Raw genomic sequence first — 25,943 nt, forward strand, 5'->3', positions numbered from 1 at the left:
AGACGACGGCTACTTGACGGTCACTTATAGGCGAGGTACTTGCGCCGAACGCCCCGGAACGCGGCGAGTTCCTCCTGCCACGCCCCGACGATCTCGTCCGTGGAGGCGCCCGCGTCGACCATCGTGCGCACGCGCGTGGAGCCGGTGAGCCGGTCGATCGCGTTGTCGGGCCGCCAGCCGAAGTCCTTCCAGGACTTCTTCGCCGTCACCAGCAGGCCGATGCCGGTGCGCACGGGCTCGAAGGCCTCGCGGTCGTCGACGTGGATCTGCACGCCGCCGATCGTCTTGCCCTGGAACTTGGAGAACGTCGGAGCGAAGTACGCCTCCCTGAAGTGCACGCCGGGCAGACCGAGTTCATTGGCGGCCGACGCCCACCGCGCGTCGATGCCCTCCGCGCCGAGCAGTTCGAAGGGGCGGGTGGTGCCGCGGCCCTCGGAGAGCAGCGTGCCCTCGAACATGCAGGTGCCGGAGTAGACGAGGGCCGTGTCGGGCGTCGGCATGTTGGGGCTCGGCGGCACCCACGGCAGCCCGGACGCGTCGTAGAAGTCGCGACGCTTCCAGCCCGTCATGGTCACCGTCTCCAGCTCGACGGGGTGCTCCAGGTACTCGCCGTTGAACAGGCGGGCCAGCTCCGTGACCGTCATGCCGTGCGCCTGCGCGATCTCGCGGCGGCCCACGAAGCTCGCGAACTTCCGGTCCAGGATGGGCCCGTAGGCGTTCCGGCCGGTGACCGGGTTCGGGCGGTCGAGGACCACGAACCGCTTCCCGGCGAGCTGGGCCGCCTCCATGCAGTCGTAGAGCGTCCAGATGTACGTGTAGAAGCGGGCGCCCACGTCCTGGATGTCGAAGACGATCGTGTCGACGCCGGACTCCGTGAAGATGTCCGCGAGCGCCTGACCGCTCTTCAAGTACGTGTCGTAGACCGGGAGTTTGGTCGCCGGGTCCTCGGTCTTGCCCTCCGATCCGCCGGCCTGCGCGGTGCCGCGGAAGCCGTGCTCGGGCCCGAACACCGCCCGCAGGTCGACCTGTTCGTCGGCGTGCATCACGTCGACGATGTGCCGTACGTCGCGGGTGACACCGGTCGGGTTGGTGACCATGCCGACCTTCTGGCCCGCGAGGACCGCGTAGCCGCTGTCCACCAGGCGCTCGAAGCCGGTGCGAAGGCGGGGACCGCCGATGCCGGGTGCGGCGCTCGCCGCCCCGCCGCCGACGCCCAGGCCACCCGCGACGCCCGCACTCGCCGCGAGCAGCCCTCGTCTCGACACGTTCATGGGTGAACCTCCGTGATCTTGGGGACTGGCGTGGTCACGCACGCTAGTCGCGGAATCCGCCCCGCGGAACGAACCGACACCACGAAGCTCTTTCGCCGCGACATACCGACTGGTTAGTCTGCCCGGCAGGCCGGAGCTTTCGGGGAGCTTTCGAAGGAGACCGATGGTGCACGATTCGCAGGGACAGACCGGTTCGATCTACGCGGCCAGGCCCTGGCTCGGCGTCCTCAACGAGGCGCAGAAGGCCCCGATCACCCCGGCCGCCACCGTCGTGCACGCCTTCGCCGACGCCGTGCGCCGCGCCCCGGACCGCACGGCCCTCGCCTACTTCGACGGCCGTCTCTCGTACGCCGACGTGGACGCGCTCTCCGACTCCGTGGCCGGTCACCTCGCCGCCCGCGGCCTGGAGCGCGGCGAGCGCGTCGCGATCATGCTGCAGAACTCGCCGCACTTCGTGCTCGCGCTGCTCGGCGCGTTCAAGGCGGGCGCGGTCGTGGTCCCGGTGAACCCGATGTACAAGGCGGGGGAGGTGCGGCACGTGCTGCACGACGCCGAGGTGACCGGGATCGTCTGCTCGGACCGGGCCTGGGAGTCGTATCTGCGCGAGACGGCGGCGGACTCACCCGTACGGATCGCGCTGACCGCCTGCGAGCTGGACCTCCAGACACGCGGCGACGAGCGGGTGCTGAACTTCGAGCGGGTCGAACCGGTGGCGACAGACGCGGACAACCTCGTCACGGTCGCGCACGCGGGCCACAAGGCACCGCCCGGACGCGAACTCACCGGCGACGACATCGCGTTGATCAGCTATACGTCGGGCACCAGCGGCACCCCGAAGGGCGCCACCAACCTGCACCGCAACATCACCTTCAACGCGGAACGCCAGCGTACGGGCCTCGGCCTGCCCGAAGGCGCGGTGTACTTCGCGCTCGCGCCGCTCTTCCACATCACCGGCATGGTGTGCGAACTCGTCGCGTCCTTCGCCAACGCGGGCACGCTCGCGCTCGCCTACCGGTTCGAGCCGGGCGTCGTCCTCGACGCGTTCACCGAGCACCGGCCGGCGTACACGGTCGGTCCCTCGACCGCCTTCATGGCGCTCGGCGCGCAGCCGCAGGCGACGCGCGAGCACTTCGCGTCGTTCCACTCGATCTCCTCGGGCGGCGCGCCGGTGCCGCCGGCCCTAGTGGAGAAGTTCCGCGCGTCCTTCGGCCCGTACATCCACAACGGCTACGGGCTCACCGAGTGCACGGCGCCCTGCGCGTCCGTGCCGCCGGGCGTCGAGGCGCCGGTCGACCCGGCGTCCGGGACGCTCGCGGTGGGCGTGCCGGGGCCCGACTCGGTGGTCCGGATCGTCGACGACCACGGCGCGGACGTCCCCTTCGGGGAGCAGGGCGAGATCGCGGTGCGCGGCCCGCAGGTCGTGCCCGGGTACTGGCGCCGCCCCGAGGCCACGGCCGAGGGTTTCCCGGACGGCGAGCTGCGCACCGGCGACATCGGCTTCATGGACGCGGACGGCTGGCTGTACGTCGTCGACCGCAAGAAGGACATGATCAACGCGTCCGGGTTCAAGGTGTGGCCGCGCGAGGTCGAGGACGTCCTCTACGGCCACCCCGCCGTGCGCGAGGCGGCGGTCGTCGGGATCCCCGACGCGTACCGCGGTGAGAGCGTGAAGGCCTATGTGAGCCTGCGCCCGGGGGCGGAGGCGAGCCCCGACGACCTGTCGGCGTACTGCAAGGAACGCCTCGCGGCCTACAAGTACCCGCGCGAGGTGGAGGTCCTTTCCGAGCTGCCGAAGACGGCAAGTGGGAAGATCCTCCGGCGGGAACTGCGTTCCCCGTCAGGACAGCGCTGAGAACTACGGAAAGGCAGGTGGCGGCAGTGCCCAGGACGACCGACGGAGACGGCGCGCCCGTCCCGCAACGACTCCTCGCGGCCGCCACCCGGCTGTTCGCCGACCGTGGCTACGACCGCACGTCGGTGCAGGAGATCGTGGAGGCGGCGGGCGTCACGAAGGGCGCCCTCTACCACTACTTCGGTTCGAAGGACGATCTGCTGCACGAGGTGTACGCGCGCGTGCTGCGGCTCCAGCAGGAGCGGCTCGACGCGTTCGCCGACCGGGACGAGCCGGTCGAGAAGCGGCTGCGGGAGGCCGCGGCGGACGTGGTGGTCACGACGATCGACAACCTCGACGACGCGTCGATCTTCTTCCGCTCGATGCACCACCTCAGCCCCGAGAAGAACAAGCAGGTACGGGCCGAGCGGCGCCGCTACCACGAGCGCTTCCGCGCGCTGATCGAAGAGGGCCAGAAGGCCGGCGTCTTCACCACCGAGACACCGGCCGACCTGGTGGTCGACTACCACTTCGGCTCGATCCACCACCTGTCCACGTGGTACCGCCCCGACGGCCCACTGACGCCGCAGCAACTGGCGGACCAACTGGCGGACCTGCTGCTGCGGGCGCTCAGGCCGTAGGGGCTGGCTTCAGGGTGTCCTTCAGAGTGTCCGTCGGGTGGGCGGGGCGCCCGGGGCCTCGGGTGGAGGGCTGAGGAAGGCCGAGGCCAGGGGACCGTGGTTCGACGGGGTCGGCCATCGGTACGGGACGCGCCCACGTCCGCCTTTCCCGTTGCCTCGCCCATCTCCCACCACCCGCCCCCTCCGGGGGCCTCGGCTCGAAGGGGTGCCAGGTCAGGGGTGGCTGCGCCTGGCCGGGGCGGTGTGGGCCGCGGCAGCGTTCCCGGTGTGCCGAGCGCGTCGGGCGTCGACCCCGGCTCGCCGGAGCGTCACCCTCGGCGCCGCCCCGGCAGGGCCCCGGCCCCCGCAACGACCTCACCCCTTCAGCGTGCGCAGCCCGTGGTCGATGAAGACCGGGACCAGTTCGCCGATGCGGTCGAAGCCCGCGCCGACGGTTTGGCCGAGGGTGTAGCGGTAGTGGATGCCCTCCAGGATCACGGCCAGCTTGAACCAGGCGAACGCCGTGTACCAGGAGATCGCCGAGACGTCGCGGCCCGAGCGCTCGGCGTAGCGCTCGATCAGCTCGGCCGGCGACGGGTGGCCGGGCGCCGAGGCCGTCGTCGAGATGGGGGAGTCGGGCATGTCGAGCCGGGCGCTGTACATGGCCAGCAGGCCGACGTCCGTGAGCGGGTCGCCGAGCGTCGACATCTCCCAGTCGAGGATCGCCTTGATCCGGTCGACCCCGTCCGGGTCCTGGCGTACGAGGACGTTGTCGAGCCGGTAGTCGCCGTGCACGATCGTCGGCGCTGGCGAGGTCGGCAGTTCGCGTCCGAGCGCCGTCTGGAGCTCGTCGATCCCCGCGAGGTCCCGGTTGCGGGACGCGTCCAGCTGCTTGCCCCAGCGCCGCAGCTGCCGCTCGAGGAAGCCCTCGGGCCGCCCGAAGTCACCGAGCCCGACCGCCGCGGGGTCCACCGCGTGCAGGTCGACCAGCGTGTCCACGAGCCCCAGCACGGCGGCGCGGGTCCGCTCCGGGCCGAGCGGCGCGAGCTGGTCGGAGGTCCGGTACGGCGTCCCGTCGACGAACTCCATGACGTAGAACGGCGCCCCGATCACCTCCTCGTCCTCGCACAGCAGCACCGGCTCCGGCACCGGCACGTTCGTCGGGTGCAGCCCCGCGATCACCCGGTGCTCGCGCTTCATGTCGTGCGCGGTCGCGAGCACGTGCCCCAGCGGCGGCCTGCGCACCACCCACTTCGTGGTGCCGTCGCTCACCTGGTACGTCAGGTTCGAGCGCCCGCCCTCGATGAGCCGCCCGGTCAGCGGACCCGCGACCAGGCCGGGGCGCTCCCGGTCGAGGTGGGCGCGCAACCGGTCGAGGTCGAGGCCTTGGGGGTGACTCATCGCGGTCCTCCGAGAATCCGGGGCAGTATGTGGGCCGTGTCCTGGCAACAGTGGCTGCCATCATGCCGACCAGTCGGTATGGCGTCCAGAGCCTCCCGGAAACGTGATCGTTCTTACGGCGGACAGTGCCGGGCCCCGAAGGCAGGGGAAAGGGCCCGGCGCGAACCGCCGGGCCCTTTGGGTGGTGCGCGGGATCAGTGGTCGTCCCAGTGCCCCTCGTGCTCGGCGTGCCGGTGCCCGTCGTGGAGATAGTCGACGTGGTCGCCGTGCGCGACCGACTCGTGGCCGCAGTCCGCGCCGTGCCGGTGCTCGTGCCCCTCGTGCGCGACGTGCCCCGCCGGCTCGCACTCGTCCCAGTGCCCACCGTGCTGGGCGTGCAGATGCCCGTCGTGCGCGTAGTCGACGTGGTCCCCGTGCGGCACCTCCTGGTGACCGCAGGACGGGCCGTGCGTGTGCTCGTGGGCGGGGTGTTCCTGATGGAGGGTGGTCATGGCGCTCACCTTCGGTGACGTGACTGGCGTCCTGGTCGCCCTGGTCGTCCTGGGCTGACCCTCACAGGCTAGTCCGGAATGCCCCCTATCTTTGGTTATGGGAGCCTCCGGCCATGAAGGCGATCAGCTACCGCTCGTACGGCGGCCCCGAAGTCCTCGAATACGGCGAGGTCCGCGACCCCAAGGTGGGCCCCGACTCGGTCCTGGTGAAGGTGCGCGCCGCCGCCGTGAACCCTGTGGACCGGCACTGCCGCGCCGGGCACCTGGACGGGCTGCTCGACCCCGTCTTCCCGGTGATCCCCGGCTGGGACGTGTCCGGCGTGGTGGTGCAGCCCGGCGTCGCCGTCACCGAGTTCGCGCCGGGCGACGAGGTCATCGGCTACGTACGCGAGGACTTCCTGTCGCGCGGCACCTTCGCCGAGTACGTCGCCGCGCCCGTGCGCACCCTCGCCCGCAAGCCCCGCAACCTCACGTTCGAGGAGGCGGCGGGCCTTCCGCTCGCCGGGCTCACCGCGTACCAGGTGCTGACGCGCGGCCTCGAGGTGCAGGACGGCGACGTGGTCCTGGTGCACGCTGCCGCCGGTGGCGTCGGCTCGTTCGCCGTGCAGCTCGCCCGGCACTTCGGCGCCCGCGTCATCGGCACCGCGAGCGAGCGCAATCACGACTACGTGCGGGAACTCGGCGGGGAGCCGGTCACCTACGGGGACGGCCTCGCCGAACGGGTCCGGGCCCTGGCCCCCGAGGGCGTCGACGCGGCGTTCGACACGGTGGGCGGCGAGACGCTGCGGGTCTCGGCGGAACTGCTTGCCCCCGGCGGCCGGCTCGCCTCCATCGCCGACGGCGACGTGGTCGGGCTCGGCGGCCGCTACTGCTGGGTGCGCCCCGACGCCGCCGACCTCGCCCGCCTCACCGAACTCGCCGAGGCCGACGTGGTGACGGTGAACGTCGACGAGGTGCTCCCGCTCCAGGAGGCGGCGCGCGCCCACGAGCTGATCGAGACGGGCCGTACGCGCGGGAAGATCGTGGTCACGGTCGACTGGGACGAGTGACCCGCGCCCTCACGCCCCCGCGTTTCTCGTACGCCTCACACGCCTCACACGCCTCACACGCCTCACACGCCTCACGCGATGAGCACCGCCGCGCACAGCGTGATCGCCACCGTGCACAGTGCGGCGGCCGCCGCCTGCCGCCGCGTCATCACGGGCGGCGCGGCCTCGTTCCGGGCGAGCCCGGTGATCCGCTGGTGGGCGACCGCCACGAAGCCCAGCCACAGCAGCAGGCACAGCGCCGTGGCCACGAACCGCACGGGCCCGACACCGCTGTTCAGCGTCGCCTTCACCGCGAGCACCGCGGCGACCGTGCCCGACAGCGTCGTGCGCCGCCACGCGAGCCGCGTCCGGGCGGGCTGGAGCCCGGGGTCGCGCGCGGGCGCGTCCGCCCCGCTCACCCCTCCCACCCGACGAACACGATGACGACCATGGCCACCGAGACCAGCGCCACGACCACGCCGAGCACCGCGGGGAACTTCGACACCGGCAGGTCCTCGCCGCGCCGCATCGCCAGCTCGCAGCGCACCCAGTGCCCCACGGCCCGCAGCGAACACAGCGCGCCCGCCCCGAGCAGCGCGAGCGCGAGCCCGACGCGCCAGCCCCAGCGCAGGTCCGGCAGGAACTGGTCCACGGCGAAACCGCCACCGATCAGCGCGAGCGCCGTGCGCACCCACGCCAGGAAGGTGCGCTCGTTGGCGAGCGAGAAGCGGTAGTCGGGAGTGTCGCCCTCGTCCCTGATCCGCTCGGGGGCGAACCAGAGCCGGATACTGCGTGCAAATTCGATCACCCGCGGCACATTACCCGCGGGTCTCCCGCGACCCGCGGGTCACCTGTGCGCCTTCCACCGCTCGTACGCCGCGAGCCCGTCGGGCGTCCAGTCCCACTCGCCGATCCGCCGCTCCAGCTCGTCGGGGCCCAGGAACGCGTGCCAGTCGATCTCCTCGGCCTGCGGGTCCACGGGCAGGTCGAAGATGACCTCGTAGACGTACGACCACCAGGACTGCCCGGCATCGCCCTCGTACAGGAACTTGAACAGCGGGGTGGGCCGCGGCAGTCCGCTCACCCCCAGCTCCTCCTCCGCCTCGCGGAGCGCCGCCTCGTCGTACGTCTCGCCGGCGCCGACGACCCCGCCGACGAACATGTCGTAGTGGGCGGGGAAGACGAGCTTGGTGGGGGTGCGGCGGTGCACGAAGATCTCGCCGGCCGGGTTCCTGGCGAGGATGAAGGCGCAGCGGTGGCGCAGGTGCTGGGCATAGGCCTCGCCGCGCGGCGCCTGGCGGACGACGTGGTCGTGTTCGTCGACGATGTCGAGGATTTCCTCGGCGGGGTTCACTTCAGCGGGGTTCATGAACGGCAGGCTAGGCGCGTGCCTACAGCGGGGCCTCCACCCGGTCACGGCCGGTCGCGGCGGCGCCCGGCATCGCGGGGTGCAGCCCGAGCAGGACGACGCCCAGCACGATCCCCGCCAGGCCCACCGCCTCCCACGCGAGCGCCCCCGTGTCCATCCGCAGCCGGTCGCCGAGGAAGCCCACGCCGCACGCGATCCCGGCCAGCGGCTGCGCCGCCGTGAGCGCGGGCAGCGACATCCGCAGCGGCGCCGTCTCGAACGCGCTCTGCACCAGGACGAGCCCCGTGACCCCGAGGACGAGCACGGCGTACGGCTGCCAGCCGGTGAACAGCTCCGCCCAGCCGCCCGCCGAGAACCGCTGACCGCTCACCCGCGTCAACGCGTCCTGCACCCCGTACAGCAGCCCCGCCGCCACCGCGAGCAGCGCGGGTCCCGCGGTCAGCCGGGAGCGCTTGGCGAGGGCCGCGAGCGCCAGCGCCCCGCCGACCATCACGCCGACGATCAGCCAGTGCCGCAGCGGATCGGTGACCGCGCTGCCGCCCCGCGGCTGCCCGGCGACGATGAACGCCGTGACGCCGCCCGCGAGCAGCAGCAGCCCCGCCCAGCCCTGCCGGCCGAGCGGCTGTCTCGTCTGGCGGCGGGAGAGCAGCAGCGCGAAGAGGAGGTTCGTGGCGAGCAGCGGCTCGACGAGGGTCACCTCGCCCTGGCCGAGGGCCAGCGCGCCGAGCACCATCCCGCACACCATCAGGCCGATCCCGCCGAGCCAGCGCGGTACGCGCATCAGGTCGAGCAGCAGCCGCGGGGAGAGGAAGTCGCCGAGCGGGGCCTTCACCGCCGCGTTCTGCTGGAGGACGAAACCGATGCCCAGACAGAACGCCGCGCTCACGGCGAGGACGAGGACGAGAACCGACACGCTGTCGACGATAGCGGCCCGCGCGGCCACCCGCCCGCGAGCGACGGGCGCCGTCTTCCACTTGGCCGATCCCGGCCCGAACTCACCTGCTGATTCGGCGAGTTGGTGAGGTGCGTCACCGGCGACCCTTGACGCGGACACCTCCGTACCGGTTTGCTGTGCTTGATCATCGTCTTGCCGTCCATCTCACCCACATCTGAACAGTCGTAAGGACCCCCGCCGCGGTGCCCCCACCCCCGCCTCCGCTCGGGCGCTCCCGCAAGAAGCCCGCGCACGCCACTCCCTTCGGCGACCCCGCGCTCGACGACACCGAACTCGTCGCGGCGCGCTCCGCCCTCGCCCGCGGCCGCTGGACCGAGGTCAGATCCCTGCTTCGCGCCACCGGCTCCGACTGGGACCTGCGCGGCCACCGCGTCCTCGGCCTCGCGGGCGAACCCACCGCCAAGGTCTGGGCCCGCGACTGGCTGCTCGCCGAACCCGACTCCACCGACGCCGTCGTGCTGCTCGCCTGCGCGGGCGTACTGCGCGCCGTCGAGGGCCGCGGCCGCCCCGAGAAGGCGCGCGCCGCCTGCGCGCAGGCGGCGGAACTCGTGCCCGAGGACCCGACGCCGCTGCTCGCACTGCTGCTCCTGGAACGGGAGTTGGGCAGCGAGGAGGACGTCGTCCGGCTCTTCGACGAGGTGCGCCTGCGGCATCCGGGCCACCACCACGCGCACCACCTGATGGTCGCGCGGCTCGCCGAGCGGCGCGCCGACGTCGGGCAGGACCCGCTGCACGAGGTGTACGACTTCGCGTCCTGGGCGTGCGAACAGGCCACCCCCGACTCGCCGTTGGCGGTGCTCCCGGTCGTCGCGCACGCCGAGCGCTACCGGGTGCTCGCGCGCGCGGGCGTGCTGGCCGACGACCCGAAGGCGTCCGGGCACTGGACCGGGCGGCGCGCCCGGCTCGTCCTGAAGGCCGCGTTCGACTGGTGGCTGGAGTGGGGCGCCGCGCGCGAGCGCCCCGGCAGGCCGCACCCGCGCGGCCGCATCGACCTCAACTACCTGGCACACGCGAAGTACTGCGAGGGCCGCCCCGCCGAGGCGGCCGCACTGTTCCACCGGATCGGCCGGCACAGCACGCCGTACCCCTGGTCGTATCCGGACCGGGACCCGTACGAGGCGTTCCGGGTCGCGCGCGGCGCCGCGCTCGGCTCGGTGTAGGGCACGGCGCAGAGCACACTCCACTCTTCACGAAGGAAGGGACACCCCTCATGAGCGCGAGCGAGCGGCCGCCCGAGGCCGCGGCGGATCCGGCGATTCACACGTACCTGGGCGAGACGAGCGCGCTGCGTGCAGGGCGGCTCGGTACGGCGGGGCTGCTGCTCTCCGTGCTCGCCGCGACCGGGCCGCTGCTCGTCGTCGCGGGTGTCATGCCGACGACGTTCGCGGTGATGGGGGTGGTCGGCCAGCCGCTGCTCTTCCTCGTGCTCGGCGTCGTGCTCGCCCTCTTCAGCGTCGGCTACGCGGAGTTGAGCCGGCACGTGCACAACGCGGGTGCCTTCTACGCGTACATCGCCCGGGGCCTCGGTCCGACGGCCGGCGCGGCGGCGGCCCTCGTCGCGCTCGTCGCCTACAGCTCGCTGCAGGTCGGCATCTTCGGCCTGTTCGGCTACGAGGTGGCGGGTCTCGCCGAGCAGTATCTGAGCCTCGAACTCGCCTGGTGGATACCGGCGTTGGCGGCCGTCCTCGCCGTCGGCGCGCTCGGCCTGCTGAAGATCGACGTGAACGCGAAGGTCCTCGGTGTGCTGCTGCTCATCGAGGTCGCCGTCGTGGTCGTCTTCGACATCGCGGCCATCGGCGACCCCGGCGCCCAGGGCCTGTCCCTGCACGCCTTCAACCCGGAGACCCTCTCGGGCGTCGGGCTCGGCACGGCGCTGTGCTTCTGCATCGCGGCGTTCACCGGCTTCGAGCAGGCGCCGGTGTACGCGGAGGAGACCAGCAGGCCGCACGTCCTGGTGCCGCGCGTGATGTTCCTCGCGGTCGGCGGCGTCGCCCTGTTCTTCGCGTTCAGCTCGTGGGCGATGACGGTGGCGACGGGGCCCTCCGGCATCGTCGGCGCGGCCCGCAAGCAGTCGGCGGGACTCCTCTTCGGGTTGACGGAGGACCGCCTCGGCGGCGCGTTCACCGATGTCGTCCATGTGCTGTTCGTGACGGGCATGTTCGCGGCGCTGCTCAGCTTCCACAACGTGGTGGCGCGGTACGCCTTCGCGATGGGGCGCGAGGGGCTGCTGCCCGCCGGGTTCGGACGGACGAACACGGCGACCGGCGCGCCCGGCAAGGGCTCGGTGCTGCAGTCGGTGATCGCGCTGATCGCGGTCGTCGGCTTCGCGATCGCCGACGACGGCCCCTTCGGCGACCCGACGGCGCCGGTCCTGCACCTGTTCACCTGGGGCGGCAACGTGGGCGCGCTCGGCGTCATCGTCCTCATGGCCACGGCGTCCCTCGCGGTCATCGTGTTCTTCGCGCGCCGCGGGGCCGCGGCGGCGCAGGCCTGGCGGCTCGTGGCGTCCGGCGTGGCGGGCCTCGCCCTCCTCGTGATCGCCGTCTACACGGTCAAGGACTTCGACGTCCTGGTCGGCTCGGGCCCGGACTCCGCGCTCAACTGGATCCTCCCGGGCATCATCGTCCTGGCCGCGCTGGCGGGCGCGGTCCACGGCCAACTCCTCCACCGCAGGGACCCCCAGTCCCACGCCCGCATCGGCCTGGGCAACGAGGCCTTCCAGCTGGACCAAAAATCGGGCGACGCACGCTAGGTGGGCAAATCAAGTCCCGCCGGCGATTGAGGCCCGCAACCACAAGTGACGAAACCCTGACGGCGGGCCGGAACCCCTGGAACCCGGCCCCCCGTGGTGCTGCAATCAGAAACGTGACACCGAACCAAGGCCCCCCGGTGGGCCGCCGCCTGGTCCTCGGAATGCTGGGCGCCGGCGCCCTGACCGTCGCCGCGGCCCCCACCCTCCAGCACGCCCTGGAAGGCCTCGCCCAGAAGGACCCCACCGGCCTCACGGGCGTGCTGCCGAACGGCGGCGGCTTCCGCTACTACTCGGTCGCCGCCTCCGTTCCCCACAAGAGCGCGGAGACCTACCGCCTCACCGTCGACGGACTGGTCGCGCACCCGTCGACGTACACGCTCCCCGAACTGAGGGCGTTTCCGCAGACCCGCCTCGTCCGTGACGTCCAGTGCGTCACGGGCTGGCGGGTCCCGCACACGCCCTTCGAAGGCGTACGGCTCTCGCGGATCCTGGACGCTGCGGGGGTGCGCCCCACCGCCAGGGCCGTACGCCTGACCTGCTTCGACGGCACGTACAGCGAGAGCCTCACGCTCGAACAGGCCCGCCGCGCCGACGTCCTGGTGGCGCTGCGCATGCAGGACAAGGACCTCACGCACGCGCACGGCGGCCCGGTGCGCCTCTACGCGGCCCCCATGTACTTCTACAAGTCGGCCAAGTGGCTCTCCGGCATCACCGTCACCGACGAGGTGCGGCCCGGGTACTGGGAGGAGCGCGGCTACGACATCGACGCCTGGGTCGGCCGCTCGAACGGACGCGACGATGAGCCCACGAACTGAGCAACTCACGGCCGCCGTCCGCCGTTTCACGCGAGCCGAACGCTGGGTGCACCGCGCCACCGCCGCCCTGATGGGCGCCTGCGTCGCGACGGCCGCCTGCCTCTACGTACCGCAGCTCGCCGAACTCGTCGGCCGCCGCGCCCTCGTGGTCACGCTCCACGAATGGTCGGGCCTGCTGCTGCCGGTGCCCTTTCTGCTGGGCCTCGTCTCCCGTGCCTTCCGCGCGGACCTGGGGCGCCTCAACCGGTTCGACCCGCACGACAAGGAATGGCTGCGCGCCGTCCTGCAACGGCGCCCGGGCCACCGCCCGGCGGGCAAGTTCAACGCCGGGCAGAAGCTGTGGGCGGCCTGGCTCGCCGGCGCCGTCCTGGTGATGCTCGGCACGGGCCTGCTCATGTGGTTCACGCACCTCGCCCCGCTCGCCGTGCGCACCGGCAGCACCTTCGTGCACGACTGGCTGGCGCTCGCCCTCGGCATCGTGCTCGCCGGGCACATCGGCATGGCGGTCGGCGATCCGGAGGCGCGCCGCGGCCTGCGCACGGGATTCGTGGACCGGGACTGGGCCGCGCGCGAGCACGGCGAGTGGCTCGACGCACCCTGAGAGCCTGCGAACACACGAGGAGGGCGCCCCGCCGATCGGCGGGGCGCCCTCCTCGTGCCTGGCGGTCGGACCTCGGCTAGATCACCAAGGACAGCAGCAGCACCAGCGCACCGGCGACCACGGAGATGATCGTCTCCATGAGCGACCAGGTCTTCACGGTCTGGCCGACGCTGAGCCCGAAGTACTCCTTGACCAGCCAGAAACCGGCGTCGTTGACGTGGCTGAAGAACAGCGAACCCGCGCCGATGACCAGGACGAGCAGCGCCGTGTGCGTGTCGCTCATGTTGGCCGCGAGGGGCGCGACCAGACCGGCGGCGGAGACCGTGGCGACCGTCGCCGAACCCGTGGCGACGCGGATGACGACCGCGATGAGCCAGGCGAGCAGCAGCGTCGGGAGCCCCCAGTCCTTGGAGATCTCCATGATCATCTCGCCGACGCCGGAGTCGACCAGGGTGCCCTTGAAGCCACCGCCCGCGCCCACGATGAGCAGCACGCCCGCGATCGGGCCGAGCGACTTCTCGGTGGTGGAGAGGATCCTGCCCCTGGTGAAGCCGGCCGGGCGGCCGAGGGTGAACATGCCGACGACGACGGAGACGAGCAGCGCGATCATCGGGTTGCCGACCACGTCGAAGACGCGCTGGACGGTGGCGTCCGGGTTGTCCACGATGACGTCGACGAGGGCCTTCGACAGCATCATCACGACCGGCAGCAGGATGGTCGAGACGGCGGCGCCGAAGCTCGGACGCTTCTCCAGCTCGTCGGAGGCGCGCGACGGGATCATCTTCTCGGGGGCCGGGACGTCGACCCACTTGGCCGCGTACTTCGAGAAGACGGGGCCCGCGATGATCACGGTCGGGATGGCGACGAGGATGCCGAGCGCGAGCGTGAGGCCGAGGTTGGCGTCGACCGCGTCGATCGCGACGAGCGGGCCGGGGTGCGGCGGGATCAGGCCGTGCATGACGGACAGACCCGCGAGGGCCGGGATGCCGATCCGCATCAGCGAGTAGTTGCCGCGCTTGGCGACCATCAGGACGACGGGGATCAGCAGGACGATGCCGACCTCGAAGAAGAGCGGCAGACCGATCACGGCCGCGATGAGCACCATGGCCCACGGCATGGCCCTGCCGCCGGACTTGCCGGCCTTGGCGAGGATCGTGTCGACGATCTGGTCGGCGCCGCCGGAGTCGGCGAGCAGCTTGCCGAGGATCGCGCCGAGCGCGATCAGCACGCCGACCCCGGCGACGGTGTCGCCGAGCCCGCCGCTGAAGCTTTCGATCACCTTGTCCAGCGGCGCACCGGCGAACGCGCCGAGCGCGAGCGAGCCGATGGTCAGCGCCAGGAAGGCGTGCATCTTGAACTTGGTGATGAGCAGGACGATGACGGCGATGCCCGCGAGCACGGCGATCCCGAGCTGGGCATGGCCCGCGGACGTGATCGGCTCGACGGTGTCCGCTGCCAGCATCTCGACGCTGAGTCTGGTCACGGTCTAATCCCTAGAACGAGTGGGGGGACGGGGGAGAGAACTTGCCGGTGTGTGGGGGGTTACGCGGTCGCGGCGGGGGAGTCGAGCTCGGCCAGGGCCGCGACGGCCCGGTCCGCGATCTCCTCCGGCGATCCCGCGACATCGACGGCCACGCCCGCCTCGTCCGCCGCGAGCGGCTGGAGCGTGGCGAACTGCGAGTCGAGCAGCGAGGTGGGCATGAAGTGCCCCTCCCGGTGCCCCATGCGGTCCTCGATCAGCTCGCGCGAGCCGGTGAGGTGGACGAAGACGGCGTCGGGGGCCTCGGCCCGCAAGCGGTCGCGGTAGCTGCGCTTGAGGGCGGAGCTGGAGACCACCCCGCCAAGGCCCGCGCGGCCGTGCGCCCAGCGGCCGATGGCATCGAGCCAGGGCCAGCGGTCCTCGTCCGTCAGGGGCGTGCCGGCCGACATCTTCTCGATGTTGGCCTCGGGGTGGAAGTCGTCGCCCTCGGCGTACGGAACGCCGAGCCGTTCGGCGAGCAGGGGACCGATCGTTGTCTTGCCGGTTCCTGCGACGCCCATGACCACGACGACGTGGGGGGTGCTCATCGGGTACTGCCTCGTTTCGCTGTCTTCGTCGACATCGCTGTGACACCACACTGAAACCCAATAGGTCTGATGAATTCAAGAGGGTGTGACATATAAGTCAGACCATTGAGGTCACGGCTAGGGTTGTCCCATGACCACCATGGGCCGGGGCCTGCATGCCCGCGTACTGGAAAGCCTCGGTCCCGCGATCACGGCGGGCGAGTACCCCGCCGGCAGCGTGCTGCGCACGGATGAACTTGCCCAGCGCTTCGAGGTGTCCCGCTCGGTCATGCGGGAGGCGGTGCGCGTCCTGGAGTCGATGCACCTCGTGGCCTCGCGGCGGCGGGTCGGCGTCACGGTGCGGCCCGCCGAGGAGTGGAACGTCTACGACCCGCAGGTCATCCGCTGGCGCCTCGCGGGCGCCGACCGCCCGCGCCAGCTGCGCTCGCTCACGGTGCTCCGTTCGGCCGTCGAGCCGGTCGCCGCGGGTCTGGCCGCGCGCAGCGCGAGCGCGGAGCAGTGCGCGGCGCTGACCGAGTGCGCGCTCGGCATGGTGGCGACGTCACGCGGCCAGCAGCTGGAGGCGTACCTCGGCCACGACATCGAGTTCCACCGGATCGTCCTCAACGCATCGGGCAACGAGATGTTCGCCCACCTGGGTGACCTGGTGGCGGAGGTCCTCGCGGGCCGCACCCACCACCAGGTCATGTTCGAGGACCCGGACCCGGCCGCGGTGAGCCTGCACGTCAAGGTCGCCGAGGCGGTACGGGAGCGGAACGCGCAGCGCGCGGAGGAGCTCACGCGCGAGATCGCGGTGGGCGCGCTCCACGAGCTGGACATCCTGGCGCCCTGAACTCCCGTGTCCTGCCCGGGAGTTACTCGATGAAGTCCCCGTCGACGTACACCCACGCGCCGTCGACCCGGGAGAACCTGCTGCGCTCGTGCAGCTCGCCGCCCTTGTAGCGGGCGCGGAAGGTGACGGTGCCGCGCTGATGGAACGCGGAGCCGTCGACCGCCTCCACGATCTCGAGGCCGGTCCACTGCGGGGCGTCGTCGAAGTCGATGCCGGGCGGCCGGGTGTCCGGGTGCCAGGTCCGCATCAGATATGCCCCGTCCCGCCGCACGAACGCGGCGTACCGGGAGCGCATCAGGGCTTCGGCGGAGGGAGCGGCGGCGCTGCCGGAGTGATAGCGCCCGCAACAGTCTTCGTACGAGGAGGGCAGCCCGCAGGGGCAGGCGGGGGAGGTGCGTGACATGGGGCGTACTTTAAGCCCCTGCGGCGATTGAGCGGCGAGGTCCGGGGCGGAGCCCCGAGTCGTCAACCACGGTCGACCGCACCCTCACGAAACCCGGCCGGCGTAGCCCCCACGTGTTGCTGGAAGAACTTCGAGAAGTTGGCCGAGTCCGCGAATCCGACCGCCACCCCGATCCGCCCGACGGGCAACTCCGTGTGCGCCAGCATCCGTTTCGCCTCCAGGACCACCCGCCGATCGATGAACGCCTTCGGGGTGAGCCCCGTCGCGGCCCGCACCGCCCGGACGAGCGTCCGCCGCGAGTACCCCAACTCGTCCGCGTACGCGCTCACGCTGTGGTTGGACGTGAAGCCCTGCTCGACCGCCGTACGGAACCGGGTGAACGTCGTGTCCTGCTGCGGCGTCCCGTCGTCCTCCGCCGCGGCCTGCGCCGACACATGGGCCACCCGCAGCATCAGCGCCGTCAGCGCGTGCCGCAGCACCGAGGTGTGCAGGCTCAGCGGCAGCGTCGTCGTGTCGAGGTACTCGCGCCGCAGCTGGGTCAAGGAGGCGTCGATCGCGGCGAGTTGGTCCGGGTCGGGGTGCAGCAGCGGCGGCCGGTCGTAGCGGTAGAGCCCGGTCGCCTCGACGATGGCCCGCGGCAGGAACCCCGGCTGCATGGTGAGCGCGGTGCCGACGTACGCGTCGTCCGTCGAGAACCCGTGCACCTGGCCCGGCCGGATCCACAGGATGTCCCCGGCCCCCACCTCGTACTCGGTGAAGTCGATCATGTGGCGGACCGGGCCCTCGCGGAAGAACAGCAGGACGTGGAAGTCGATGCGGTGCACGCGCCGCGAGAGGCCGACGCCGCCCGCCCACGGACCCTCCGAACCCATCGGCCCGACCTGGATCCCGACGCCGGAGAGGCTCGCGCTCGGGTCGAACGGATACGTGCGGATGTGCGCCCCCGGTCCCAGATGTGCGCTCGTCTGTGAGGGGTCCTGCTCCGTCATCCACTGTCCTTGGCTCGGGCCGCTGTGCGTGTCCCATTTTCACCGAACGCTGGCACGGGGGCACCTGTCGAGCCAAAAGTATGACCTTTACATTCGTAGGTGGTTCGACCTGGGACTTTGGTCCCGGCCGGACGGTGCCTTTCGGCACCTCGGCAGGACAACGGATGCGAAGGAAGCTGTACAGATGAGCACGCAGACACCGGACGGACTCGACCCCTTCGAGGCCCCCTTCGAGTGGACCGAAAGCGACCAGCGTGCCGTCGACACCGCGCGCCTGCTCGCGGCGGACGCCGTGCAGAAGGTCGGCAACGGTCACCCCGGCACCGCCATGAGCCTCGCCCCGGCCGCGTACACGATCTTCCAGAAGGCCATGCGGCACGACCCGGCCGACCCGGAGTGGACCGGTCGCGACCGCTTCGTCCTGTCGCCCGGCCACACCAGCCTCACCCTCTACACCCAGCTCTTCCTCTCCGGCTACGAGCTGGAGCTCGACGACCTGAAGGCGTTCCGCACGCAGGGATCGAAGACGCCGGGCCACCCCGAGTACGGCCACACCGCCGGTGTCGAGACCACGACCGGTCCGCTCGGCCAGGGCGTCGCCAACGCCGTGGGCATGGCGATGGCGGCCCGCTACGAGCGCGGCCTGTTCGACCCGGAGGCCGCCGAGGGCGCCAGCCCCTTCGACCACACCATCTGGGCGATCGTCTCCGACGGCGACCTGGAGGAGGGTGTCTCCGCCGAGGCCAGCTCGCTGGCGGGCCACCAGAAGCTCGGCAACCTCGTCTTCGTCTACGACGACAACCACATCTCGATCGAGGGCGACACCGCGACCGCGTTCTCCGAGGACGTGCTGAAGCGCTACGAGTCGTACGGCTGGCACGTGCAGCGCATCGAGCCGACCGCCACCGGCGACGTCGACCCGAAGGCCCTGTACGAGGCGCTGGCCGCCGCCAAGGCCGTCACCGACAAGCCCTCGATCATCGCGATGCGCACGATCATCGCCTGGCCGGCCCCGACCGCGCAGAACACCGAGGCCTCCCACGGCTCGGCGCTCGGCGCCGAGGAGATCGCCGCCACGAAGAAGGTCCTCGGCTTCGACCCCGAGCAGTCCTTCATCGTCGAGGACGAGGTCATCGCCCACACCCGCGGCGCCCTCGACCGCGGCGCCGAGGCGCACGCCGCCTGGGACAAGAAGCTCGCCGAGTGGCGGAACGCCAACCCGGAGCGCTCCGCGACCCTCGACCGCGTGCTCGCGGGCCGCCTCCCCGAGGGCTGGGAGGACGCCCTGCCGTCCTTCGAGACCGGCACCAAGGTCGCCACGCGCGCCGCGTCCGGCAAGACCCTCCAGGCGCTCGGCGGTGTCATCCCCGAGCTGTGGGGCGGCTCCGCCGACCTCGCCGGCTCGAACAACACGACGATCGACAAGACCAGCTCCTTCCTCCCGAAGGGCAACCCGCTCCCGGAGGCCGACCCGTACGGCCGCACCGTGCACTTCGGCATCCGCGAGTTCTCGATGGCCGCCGAGATGAACGGCATCGCGCTGCACGGCAACACCCGCATCTACGGCGGCACGTTCCTCGTGTTCTCCGACTACATGCGCAACGCCGTCCGCATGTCGGCCCTGATGCAGCTCCCGGTCACCTACGTGTGGACCCACGACTCCATCGGCCTCGGCGAGGACGGCCCGACCCACCAGCCCGTCGAGCACCTCGCCGCGCTGCGCGCCATCCCCGGCCTGAACATCGTCCGCCCGGCAGACGCCAACGAGACGGCCATCGCCTGGCGCGAGATCCTCAAGCGCGGCACGGAGAAGCCGGCCCCGCACGGCCTGGCGCTCTCCCGGCAGGGCCTGCCGACGTACGAGGCCAACGACGACGCGGCCAAGGGCGGTTACGTCCTGGTCGAGGCGTCGAAGGCCACCCCGGACGTCGTCCTGATCGCGACCGGCTCCGAGGTCCAGCTCGCGGTCGCCGCCCGCGAGCAGTTGGAGGCCGAGGGCGTCGCCACCCGCGTCGTCTCGATGCCGTCCGTCGAGTGGTTCGAGGAGCAGGAGCAGGCGTACAAGGACGCCGTCCTGCCGCCGTCGGTGAAGGCCCGCGTGGCGGTCGAGGCCGGCATCGGCCTGACCTGGTACCGCTACGTCGGTGACGCGGGACGCATCGTCTCCCTGGAGCACTTCGGCGCCTCCGCCGACGCGGGCACGCTGTTCGCCGAGTTCGGCTTCACCGCCGAGAACGTCGCCGACAAGGCCCGCGAGTCCCTCGCCGCCGCCCGCGCCTGACCACCACGTAAGCAAGTACGTACGAAAGAAGATGACGCAGAACATGAGCAACGCCGTCGCACCCCTCAAGTCGCTCTCCGACGAAGGCGTTTCCATCTGGCTGGACGACCTGTCCCGCACCCGCATCGAGTCCGGCAACCTCGCCGAGCTCATCGCGGACCAGCACGTCGTGGGTGTCACCACGAACCCCTCGATCTTCCAGGCCGCCATCGGCAAGGGCGAGGGCTACGAGGAGCAGCTCGCCGACCTGGCCGTCCGCAAGGTCACCGTCGACGAGGCCGTCCGCATGATGACCACGCAGGACGTGCGCGCCGCCGCCGACATCCTGCGCCCGGTGTACGACGCCACGAACGGCCGTGACGGCCGCGTCTCCATCGAGGTCGACCCGCGCCTGGCCCACAACACCGAGGCCACCATCGCCGAGGCCAAGCAGCTGGCCTGGCTCGTGGACCGCCCCAACGTGATGATCAAGATCCCGGCGACCCTCGCGGGCCTCCCGGCGATCACCGAGGTCATCGGCCTCGGCATCTCGGTCAACGTCACGCTGATCTTCTCCCTCGACCGCTACAAGGCCGTCATGGACGCCTACCTGGCCGGCCTGGAGAAGGCCCACGAGCGCGGCATCGACCTCTCCTCGATCCACTCGGTCGCCTCCTTCTTCGTGTCCCGCGTGGACGCCGAGATCGACAAGCGCCTCGACAAGATCGGCACGGACGAGGCCGCCGCGGCGAAGGGCAAGGCCGCCCTCGCCAACGCCCGTCTCGCCTACGAGGCCTTCGAGCAGGCCTTCGCCGTCGAGCGCGCCACCAAGCTGGAGGCCGCAGGCGCCAACAAGCAGCGCCCGCTGTGGGCCTCCACCGGCGTCAAGGACCCCGCGTACAAGGACACCCTGTACGTCGACGAGCTGGTCGCGCCCGGCACCGTCAACACCATGCCCGAGGGCACCCTGAAGGCGACCGCCGACCACGGCGAGATCACCGGCGACACCATCACCGGCCGCTACGAGCAGGCCCGCGCCGAGCTCGCCGCCGTCGACGCGCTCGGCATCTCGCTCGACGAGGTCACCCAGCAGCTCGAGGACGAGGCCGTCGCCAAGTTCGAGATCGCCTGGAACGACCTGCTCTCCACCGTCTCCTCCCGCCTGACGGAGGCTGAGTCCAAGTGAGCTCCACCGCTTGGCAGAACCCGCTGAGGGACCCCCGCGACCGCCGTCTGCCGCGCGTCGCGGGCCCCTCCGGGCTCGTCATCTTCGGCGTCACGGGCGACCTGTCCCGCAAGAAGCTGATGCCGGCCGTCTACGACCTCGCCAACCGCGGCCTGCTGCCGCCGGGCTTCTCGCTCCTCGGCTTCGCCCGCCGCGAGTGGGAGGACCAGGACTTCGCGCAGGTCGTCCACGACTCGGTCAAGGAGCACGCCCGCACCCCCTTCCGCGAGGAGGTCTGGCAGCAGCTCGCCGAGGGCATGCGCTTCATCCCCGGCGACTTCGACGACGACACCGCGTTCTCGCAACTGCGCAGCGCCGTCGACGAGCTGGACGAGAAGCGCGGCACCAGCGGCAACTACGCGTTCTACCTCTCCGTACCGCCGAAGTTCTTCCCCAAGGTCGTCCAGCAGCTCAAGAAGCACGGCCTCGCGGACGCCCCCGAGGGCTCCTGGCGGCGCGCCGTCATCGAGAAGCCGTTCGGCCACGACATGGAGTCGGCGCGCGAGCTGAACGCGATCGTGCACGACGTGTTCTCGCCGGACCAGGTCTTCCGCATCGACCACTACCTCGGCAAGGAGACCGTCCAGAACATCCTGGCGCTCCGCTTCGCCAACCAGATGTACGAACCCATCTGGAACCGGTCGTACGTCGATCACGTGCAGATCACGATGGCCGAGGACATCGGCATCGGCGGCCGCGCCGGCTACTACGACGGCATCGGTGCCGCCCGCGACGTCATCCAGAACCACCTGCTCCAGCTGCTCGCCCTCACGGCGATGGAGGAGCCGGCCGCGTTCGACGCCGAGTCGCTGGTCAACGAGAAGCTCAAGGTCCTGAAGTCCGTGCGGCTCCCCGCCGACCTGGACGGGTCCACGGTCCGCGCGCAGTACGCCGGCGGCTGGCAGGGCGGCGAGAAGGTCCCCGGCTACCTCCAGGAAGACGGCATCGACCGCAAGTCGAAGACGGACACGTATGCCGCGGTCAAGCTGGGCATCGACAACCGCCGCTGGGCGGGCGTCCCGTTCTACCTGCGCACCGGCAAGCGGCTCGGCCGCCGCGTCACCGAGATCGCGGTCGTCTTCCAGCGCGCCCCGCACTCCCCGTTCGACCACACCGCCACCGAGGAACTCGGCCAGAACGCGATCGTCATCCGCGTTCAGCCGGACGAGGGCATGACGGTGCGCTTCGGATCCAAGGTGCCGGGTACGTCGATGGAGATCCGCGACGTGTCCATGGACTTCGCCTACGGCGAGTCGTTCACCGAGTCCAGCCCGGAAGCGTACGAGCGGCTGATCCTGGACGTGTTGCTGGGCGACGCGAACCTCTTCCCGCGCACGGAGGAGGTCGAGGAGTCCTGGCGCATCCTGGACCCCATCGAGGAGCACTGGGACAAGGTCGGCAGGCCCGCCCAGTACGCCTCGGGCAGCTGGGGCCCGAAGGAAGCGGACGAGATGCTCGCACGAGACGGACGGAGCTGGCGAAGGCCATGAGGATCGACCTGACCGACACCACGGCAAGCAAGGTCAACAAGGCGCTCGTCGAAGGACGCCGGGCCATCGGGACGCCCGCCGTGGGCATGGTCCTGACGATGGTCATCGTCACGGACGAGGAGAACGCGTACGACGCGACGAAGGCCGCCCAGGAGGCGTCCCGCGAGCACCCCTCGCGCACCCTCGTCGTCATCCGGCGCACCAAGCGCCTGCCCCGCGACCGGCACGGCAACCGGCTCGACGCCGAGGTCCGCCTCGGCTCCGAGGCCGGCACCGGCGAGACGGTGATCCTGCGCCTGTACGGCGAGACAGGACAGCACGCCGACTCCGTCGTCCTGCCGCTGCTGCTGCCCGACGCCCCGGTCGTCGTGTGGTGGCCGGTCGACGCCCCCGACGAGCCCTCCAAGGACCCGCTCGGCGCGCTCGCCGCCCGCCGCATCACCGACCTGTACGCCGACGAGGAGGCGCTCGCCGCCCTCGACCGGCGCGCCGCGCACTACGCCCCGGGCGACACCGACCTGGCCTGGACCCGGCTCACCCCGTGGCGCTCCATGCTGGCCGCCGCGCTCGACCAGGCCCGCAGCGACGTCGTCTCCGCGGCCGTCGAGTCCGAGGCCGGCAACCCCAGCGCCGAACTGCTCGCGCGCTGGCTCGGCGCCCGGCTCGGCGTCCCGGTCGAGCGGGTCACGACGGCGGGCCCGGTCGTCACCGCGGTCCGCCTCGGCACCCCGAGCGGCGAGATCCGCATCGACCGCCCCGAAGGGCCGCTCGCCAAGCTGAGCCTGCCAGGACAGCCCGAGCGCACCCTCGCCCTCAAGGTCCGCTCCACCGCCGAGCTGATCGCGGAGGAACTCCGCCGCCTCGACGCCGACGAGATGTACGCCGTGGCCCTGCAGGCAGCCCCCCACGGCAAAGTCACCAAGGAGTCCGTTCAACATGCCTGACACCGCCTCTCAAGGCCCCTTCCTCACGCGCCGCCCGCAGTGGACGGCCCTGGAGGACCACCGCGCGAAGTTCAACGGCACGCACCTGCGCGACCTGTTCGCGAAGGACCCGGCCCGCGCCGAGCGCTACACCGTGGCCGTCGGTGACCTGCACATCGACTACTCCAAGCACCTGATCACGGACGAGACGCTCGCCCTCCTCCAGGAACTGGCCACCGCCACCGACGTGTTCGGGCAGCGCGACGCCATGTTCCGCGGCGAGAAGATCAACACGACCGAGGACCGCGCCGTGCTGCACACGGCCCTGCGCGCCCCGGCCGACGCCGTGATCGAGGTCGACGGCGAGAACGTCGTGCCGAAGGTGCACGAGGTCCTCGACCAGATGGCCGTCTTCGCCGACAGGATCCGTACGGGCGAGTGGACAGGACACACCGGCAAGCGGATCAAGAACGTCGTCAACGTCGGCATCGGCGGCTCGGACCTCGGCCCGGCCATGGCCTACGAGGCGCTGCGCCCGTTCACCGCCCGCGACCTGACGTTCCGCTTCGTGTCGAACGTCGACGGCGCCGACCTGCACGAGGCCGTCCGCGACCTCGACCCGGCCGAGACGCTGTTCATCATCGCGTCCAAGACCTTCACGACGATCGAGACGATCACCAACGCGAAGGCCGCCCGCTCCTGGCTCCTCGACGGGCTCGGCGGCGACGACAAGGCCGTCGCCAAGCACTTCGTCGCTTTGTCGACCAACGGCGAGAAGGTTGCCGAGTTCGGCATCGACACCGCCAACATGTTCGCGTTCTGGGACTGGGTCGGCGGCCGCTACTCCTTCGACTCGGCCATCGGCCTCTCGCTGATGATCGCGATCGGCCCGGACCACTTCCGCGAGCTGCTCGACGGCTTCCGCCTGGTCGACGACCACTTCCGCACGGCCCCCGCGGAGGCCAACGCGCCGCTGCTGCTCGGCCTCCTCGGCATCTGGTACGGCAACTTCCACGGCGCGCAGTCGCACGCGGTGCTCCCGTACAGCCACTACCTCTCCAAGTTCACGGCGTACCTCCAGCAGCTCGACATGGAGTCCAACGGCAAGTCCGTGGACCGCCAGGGCCGCGGCGTCGAGTGGCAGACGGGCCCGGTCGTCTGGGGCACCCCCGGCACCAACGGCCAGCACGCCTACTACCAGCTCATCCACCAGGGCACGAAGCTGATCCCGGCGGACCTCATCGGCTTCGCGAAGCCGGTCGACGAGCTGTCCGACACCCTCGCGGGCCAGCACGACCTGCTGATGGCCAACCTGTTCGCGCAGGGCCAGGCGCTCGCCTTCGGCAAGACGCCGGACGAGGTGCGCGCCGAGGGCGTGGCGGAGGACCTGGTCCCGCACAAGACCTTCAAGGGCAACCACCCGACGACGACGATCCTCGCGCGCGAGCTGACCCCGTCCGTCCTCGGCCAGCTCATCGCCCTCTACGAGCAGAAGGTCTTCGTCCAGGGCGCCGTCTGGAACATCGACTCCTTCGACCAGTGGGGCGTCGAGCTGGGCAAGGTCCTCGCCAAGCGCGTGGAACCCGCCCTCACCGAAGGCGCGGAGGTCGCAGGCCTCGACGCGTCGACGCAGTCCCTGGTCAGCACGTACCGCGCCCTGCGCGGCCGCACCTCCTGACGTACCCGCACCCTTCAGATCAGAAAGTAAGTGAACTGACATGCAGCTCGGTCTCATCGGTCTCGGCAAGATGGGCGGCAACATGCGCGAGCGCATCCGCCGCGCCGGCCACGAGGTCATCGGCTACGACCGCAACCCCGAGGTCTCGGACGTCGCCTCCCTCGCCGAACTCGTCGAGAAGCTCGAAGGCCCGCGCGTGGTCTGGGTGATGGTGCCGGCCGGCGCCGCCACCCAGTCGACCGTCGACGAGCTCGGCGGCCTGCTCTCCGAGGGCGACATCGTGGTCGACGGCGGCAATTCGCGCTGGACGGACGACGAGAAGCACGCGGAGGAGCTCGCCGCCAAGGGCATCGGCTTCGTCGACGCGGGCGTCTCCGGTGGCGTGTGGGGCCTGGAGAACGGCTACGCGCTGATGGTCGGCGGTTCCGAGGAGAACGTCGCGAAGGTCAAGCCGGTCTTCGACGCGCTCAAGCCGGAGGGCGACTTCGGCTACGTGCACGCGGGCAAGGTCGGCGCCGGGCACTTCTCGAAGATGGTCCACAACGGCATCGAGTACGCCATGATGCAGGCCTACGCCGAGGGCTGGGAGCTCCTGGAGAAGGTCGACTCCGTCGACAACGTCCGCGAGGTCTTCCGCTCCTGGCAGGAGGGCACGGTCATCCGCTCCTGGCTCCTCGACCTCGCCGTCAACGCCCTCGACGAGGACACCCACCTCGACAAGCTCCGCGGTTACGCCGCCGACTCCGGCGAGGGCCGCTGGACCGTGGAGGCCGCGATCGACAACTCGGTGCCGCTGCCCGCGATCACCGCGTCGCTGTTCGCGCGTTTCTCCTCGCGCCAGGAGGACTCGCCGCAGATGAAGATGATCGCGGCGCTGCGCAACCAGTTCGGCGGCCACGCCGTCGAGTCCAAGTAAGCGCCACACACGAAGCCCGCCGGACC

The 25,943-nt window shown here is 71.2% G+C and carries 25 protein-coding genes; 14 read left to right on the forward strand and 11 right to left on the reverse strand.

Features of this window, described 5'->3' with window-relative positions; all coding sequences use genetic code 11:
• Positions 1-20 precede the first annotated feature (20 nt).
• Positions 21-1,271, reverse strand: a complete 1,251-nt coding sequence (locus tag ACZ7L4_RS33015) for an exo-beta-N-acetylmuramidase NamZ family protein (protein ID WP_472108363.1) — start codon at positions 1,269-1,271, stop codon at positions 21-23.
• Positions 1,272-1,434: 163 nt separating this feature from the next.
• Here ACZ7L4_RS33015 and ACZ7L4_RS33020 point away from each other — a divergent pair, with 163 nt between their 5' ends.
• Together ACZ7L4_RS33020 and ACZ7L4_RS33025 are read left to right on the forward strand one after the other, a co-directional pair.
• On the forward strand, positions 1,435-3,123 hold the full coding sequence (locus ACZ7L4_RS33020; RefSeq protein ID WP_472108365.1) for a class I adenylate-forming enzyme family protein: 1,689 nt from the start codon (positions 1,435-1,437) through the stop codon (positions 3,121-3,123).
• A gap of 26 nt (positions 3,124-3,149) precedes the next feature.
• On the forward strand, positions 3,150-3,743 hold the full coding sequence (locus tag ACZ7L4_RS33025) for a TetR/AcrR family transcriptional regulator (RefSeq protein ID WP_450814361.1): 594 nt from the start codon (positions 3,150-3,152) through the stop codon (positions 3,741-3,743).
• Between the two features lie 354 nt (positions 3,744-4,097).
• Here the strand turns inward: ACZ7L4_RS33025 and ACZ7L4_RS33030 are convergent, their stop codons facing one another.
• Positions 4,098-5,123: a phosphotransferase family protein gene (locus tag ACZ7L4_RS33030; protein WP_472108367.1), complete on the reverse strand. Its 1,026-nt coding sequence runs from the start codon at positions 5,121-5,123 to the stop codon at positions 4,098-4,100.
• Between the two features lie 194 nt (positions 5,124-5,317).
• A complete protein-coding gene (locus ACZ7L4_RS33035; RefSeq protein ID WP_450814358.1) occupies positions 5,318-5,614 on the reverse strand; it encodes a hypothetical protein in 297 nt (98 codons plus the stop codon).
• A 113-nt stretch (positions 5,615-5,727) separates the two neighbouring features.
• Here ACZ7L4_RS33035 and ACZ7L4_RS33040 point away from each other — a divergent pair, with 113 nt between their 5' ends.
• Entirely contained in the window at positions 5,728-6,663 is a 936-nt protein-coding gene (locus ACZ7L4_RS33040) for an NADP-dependent oxidoreductase (protein ID WP_472108369.1), read from the forward strand.
• A 71-nt stretch (positions 6,664-6,734) separates the two neighbouring features.
• Here the strand turns inward: ACZ7L4_RS33040 and ACZ7L4_RS33045 are convergent, their stop codons facing one another.
• The 4 genes from ACZ7L4_RS33045 to ACZ7L4_RS33060 are packed head-to-tail and all read right to left on the reverse strand — an operon-like array spanning position 6,735 to position 8,924.
• Positions 6,735-7,061 carry a DUF202 domain-containing protein gene (locus ACZ7L4_RS33045; RefSeq protein WP_472108371.1) on the reverse strand — a complete coding sequence of 109 codons (327 nt, stop codon included), beginning with the start codon at positions 7,059-7,061 and terminating at the stop codon, positions 6,735-6,737.
• Entirely contained in the window at positions 7,058-7,450 is a 393-nt protein-coding gene (locus ACZ7L4_RS33050; protein ID WP_399231407.1) for a YidH family protein, read from the reverse strand. The genes ACZ7L4_RS33045 and ACZ7L4_RS33050 overlap by 4 nt, the downstream gene beginning before the upstream one ends.
• 39 nt (positions 7,451-7,489) lie before the next feature.
• Positions 7,490-8,011 (reverse strand): NUDIX hydrolase, encoded by a 522-nt coding sequence (locus ACZ7L4_RS33055; RefSeq protein ID WP_472108373.1) that lies wholly within the window; start codon positions 8,009-8,011, stop codon positions 7,490-7,492.
• Between the two features lie 22 nt (positions 8,012-8,033).
• Entirely contained in the window at positions 8,034-8,924 is an 891-nt protein-coding gene (locus ACZ7L4_RS33060) for a DMT family transporter (protein WP_472108375.1), read from the reverse strand.
• 224 nt (positions 8,925-9,148) lie between these two features.
• On the opposite strand from ACZ7L4_RS33060, the gene ACZ7L4_RS33065 reads away from it, so the two are divergent.
• The 4 genes from ACZ7L4_RS33065 to ACZ7L4_RS33080 all read left to right on the forward strand — a co-directional run bounded on the left by ACZ7L4_RS33065 (position 9,149) and on the right by ACZ7L4_RS33080 (position 13,134).
• Positions 9,149-10,126 carry a hypothetical protein gene (locus ACZ7L4_RS33065; RefSeq protein WP_472108377.1) on the forward strand — a complete coding sequence of 326 codons (978 nt, stop codon included), beginning with the start codon at positions 9,149-9,151 and terminating at the stop codon, positions 10,124-10,126.
• Positions 10,127-10,176: 50 nt separating this feature from the next.
• Positions 10,177-11,718: an APC family permease gene (locus ACZ7L4_RS33070; RefSeq protein WP_472108379.1), complete on the forward strand. Its 1,542-nt coding sequence runs from the start codon at positions 10,177-10,179 to the stop codon at positions 11,716-11,718.
• A gap of 161 nt (positions 11,719-11,879) precedes the next feature.
• Positions 11,880-12,533: a molybdopterin-dependent oxidoreductase gene (locus ACZ7L4_RS33075; protein ID WP_472108818.1), complete on the forward strand. Its 654-nt coding sequence runs from the start codon at positions 11,880-11,882 to the stop codon at positions 12,531-12,533.
• Positions 12,517-13,134: a cytochrome b/b6 domain-containing protein gene (locus tag ACZ7L4_RS33080; protein ID WP_472108381.1), complete on the forward strand. Its 618-nt coding sequence runs from the start codon at positions 12,517-12,519 to the stop codon at positions 13,132-13,134. Before ACZ7L4_RS33075 ends, ACZ7L4_RS33080 begins: the two co-directional genes overlap by 17 nt.
• A 76-nt stretch (positions 13,135-13,210) precedes the next feature.
• On the opposite strand, the gene ACZ7L4_RS33085 is transcribed toward ACZ7L4_RS33080, so the two are convergent.
• Complete coding sequence (locus tag ACZ7L4_RS33085) at positions 13,211-14,617, reverse strand: GntT/GntP/DsdX family permease (protein ID WP_472108383.1); 1,407 nt, start codon at positions 14,615-14,617, stop codon at positions 13,211-13,213.
• A gap of 59 nt (positions 14,618-14,676) precedes the next feature.
• Positions 14,677-15,201 (reverse strand): gluconokinase, encoded by a 525-nt coding sequence (locus ACZ7L4_RS33090; RefSeq protein ID WP_472108385.1) that lies wholly within the window; start codon positions 15,199-15,201, stop codon positions 14,677-14,679.
• Positions 15,202-15,331: 130 nt separating this feature from the next.
• Between ACZ7L4_RS33090 and ACZ7L4_RS33095 the strand changes: the two genes are divergently transcribed.
• The gene (locus tag ACZ7L4_RS33095) at positions 15,332-16,033 is read left to right on the forward strand and encodes a FadR/GntR family transcriptional regulator (protein ID WP_450814345.1); all 702 of its coding nucleotides are present in this window, start codon (positions 15,332-15,334) and stop codon (positions 16,031-16,033) included.
• Positions 16,034-16,055: 22 nt separating this feature from the next.
• Here the strand turns inward: ACZ7L4_RS33095 and ACZ7L4_RS33100 are convergent, their stop codons facing one another.
• Both ACZ7L4_RS33100 and ACZ7L4_RS33105 read right to left on the reverse strand, forming a co-directional pair.
• Complete coding sequence (locus ACZ7L4_RS33100; protein WP_472108386.1) at positions 16,056-16,436, reverse strand: YchJ family protein; 381 nt, start codon at positions 16,434-16,436, stop codon at positions 16,056-16,058.
• A 62-nt stretch (positions 16,437-16,498) separates the two neighbouring features.
• A complete protein-coding gene (locus ACZ7L4_RS33105; RefSeq protein ID WP_472108388.1) occupies positions 16,499-17,425 on the reverse strand; it encodes a helix-turn-helix domain-containing protein in 927 nt (308 codons plus the stop codon).
• Between the two features lie 184 nt (positions 17,426-17,609).
• Between ACZ7L4_RS33105 and tkt the strand changes: the two genes are divergently transcribed.
• The 6 genes from tkt to gnd are packed head-to-tail and all read left to right on the forward strand — an operon-like array spanning position 17,610 to position 25,917.
• A complete protein-coding gene (gene tkt, locus ACZ7L4_RS33110; RefSeq protein ID WP_472108390.1) occupies positions 17,610-19,706 on the forward strand; it encodes a transketolase in 2,097 nt (698 codons plus the stop codon).
• A gap of 43 nt (positions 19,707-19,749) precedes the next feature.
• The gene (tal, locus tag ACZ7L4_RS33115) at positions 19,750-20,871 is read left to right on the forward strand and encodes a transaldolase (RefSeq protein WP_472108392.1); all 1,122 of its coding nucleotides are present in this window, start codon (positions 19,750-19,752) and stop codon (positions 20,869-20,871) included.
• Complete coding sequence (gene zwf / locus ACZ7L4_RS33120) at positions 20,868-22,400, forward strand: glucose-6-phosphate dehydrogenase (RefSeq protein ID WP_472108393.1); 1,533 nt, start codon at positions 20,868-20,870, stop codon at positions 22,398-22,400. The genes tal and zwf overlap by 4 nt, the downstream gene beginning before the upstream one ends.
• Positions 22,397-23,344 carry a glucose-6-phosphate dehydrogenase assembly protein OpcA gene (opcA, locus tag ACZ7L4_RS33125; RefSeq protein ID WP_472108395.1) on the forward strand — a complete coding sequence of 316 codons (948 nt, stop codon included), beginning with the start codon at positions 22,397-22,399 and terminating at the stop codon, positions 23,342-23,344. Before zwf ends, opcA begins: the two co-directional genes overlap by 4 nt.
• Entirely contained in the window at positions 23,337-25,001 is a 1,665-nt protein-coding gene (gene pgi / locus ACZ7L4_RS33130; RefSeq protein WP_472108397.1) for a glucose-6-phosphate isomerase, read from the forward strand. The genes opcA and pgi overlap by 8 nt, the downstream gene beginning before the upstream one ends.
• A gap of 40 nt (positions 25,002-25,041) precedes the next feature.
• Positions 25,042-25,917 carry a phosphogluconate dehydrogenase (NAD(+)-dependent, decarboxylating) gene (gene gnd / locus ACZ7L4_RS33135; protein WP_472108399.1) on the forward strand — a complete coding sequence of 292 codons (876 nt, stop codon included), beginning with the start codon at positions 25,042-25,044 and terminating at the stop codon, positions 25,915-25,917.
• Positions 25,918-25,943: the final 26 nt, after the last annotated feature.

Source organism: Streptomyces sp. NPDC107575 (genome assembly GCF_055657265.1).

Bases quoted from the DNA above. Each gene is read 5' to 3' on its own strand.
- ACZ7L4_RS33015 (WP_472108363.1), bottom strand. From the start codon at position 1,271: ATGAACGTGTCGAGACGAGGGCTGCTCGCGGCGAGTGCGGGCGTCGCG.
- ACZ7L4_RS33020 (WP_472108365.1), top strand. From the start codon at position 1,435: ATGGTGCACGATTCGCAGGGACAGACCGGTTCGATCTACGCGGCCAGG.
- ACZ7L4_RS33030 (WP_472108367.1), bottom strand. From the start codon at position 5,123: ATGAGTCACCCCCAAGGCCTCGACCTCGACCGGTTGCGCGCCCACCTC.
- ACZ7L4_RS33035 (WP_450814358.1), bottom strand. From the start codon at position 5,614: ATGACCACCCTCCATCAGGAACACCCCGCCCACGAGCACACGCACGGC.
- ACZ7L4_RS33040 (WP_472108369.1), top strand. From the start codon at position 5,728: ATGAAGGCGATCAGCTACCGCTCGTACGGCGGCCCCGAAGTCCTCGAA.
- ACZ7L4_RS33055 (WP_472108373.1), bottom strand. From the start codon at position 8,011: ATGAACCCCGCTGAAGTGAACCCCGCCGAGGAAATCCTCGACATCGTC.
- ACZ7L4_RS33070 (WP_472108379.1), top strand. From the start codon at position 10,177: ATGAGCGCGAGCGAGCGGCCGCCCGAGGCCGCGGCGGATCCGGCGATT.
- ACZ7L4_RS33075 (WP_472108818.1), top strand. From the start codon at position 11,880: ATGCTGGGCGCCGGCGCCCTGACCGTCGCCGCGGCCCCCACCCTCCAG.
- ACZ7L4_RS33080 (WP_472108381.1), top strand. From the start codon at position 12,517: ATGAGCCCACGAACTGAGCAACTCACGGCCGCCGTCCGCCGTTTCACG.
- ACZ7L4_RS33090 (WP_472108385.1), bottom strand. From the start codon at position 15,201: ATGAGCACCCCCCACGTCGTCGTGGTCATGGGCGTCGCAGGAACCGGC.
- ACZ7L4_RS33095 (WP_450814345.1), top strand. From the start codon at position 15,332: ATGACCACCATGGGCCGGGGCCTGCATGCCCGCGTACTGGAAAGCCTC.
- ACZ7L4_RS33100 (WP_472108386.1), bottom strand. From the start codon at position 16,436: ATGTCACGCACCTCCCCCGCCTGCCCCTGCGGGCTGCCCTCCTCGTAC.
- ACZ7L4_RS33105 (WP_472108388.1), bottom strand. From the start codon at position 17,425: ATGACGGAGCAGGACCCCTCACAGACGAGCGCACATCTGGGACCGGGG.
- tkt (WP_472108390.1), top strand. From the start codon at position 17,610: ATGAGCACGCAGACACCGGACGGACTCGACCCCTTCGAGGCCCCCTTC.
- tal (WP_472108392.1), top strand. From the start codon at position 19,750: ATGAGCAACGCCGTCGCACCCCTCAAGTCGCTCTCCGACGAAGGCGTT.
- opcA (WP_472108395.1), top strand. From the start codon at position 22,397: ATGAGGATCGACCTGACCGACACCACGGCAAGCAAGGTCAACAAGGCG.
- pgi (WP_472108397.1), top strand. From the start codon at position 23,337: ATGCCTGACACCGCCTCTCAAGGCCCCTTCCTCACGCGCCGCCCGCAG.
- gnd (WP_472108399.1), top strand. From the start codon at position 25,042: ATGCAGCTCGGTCTCATCGGTCTCGGCAAGATGGGCGGCAACATGCGC.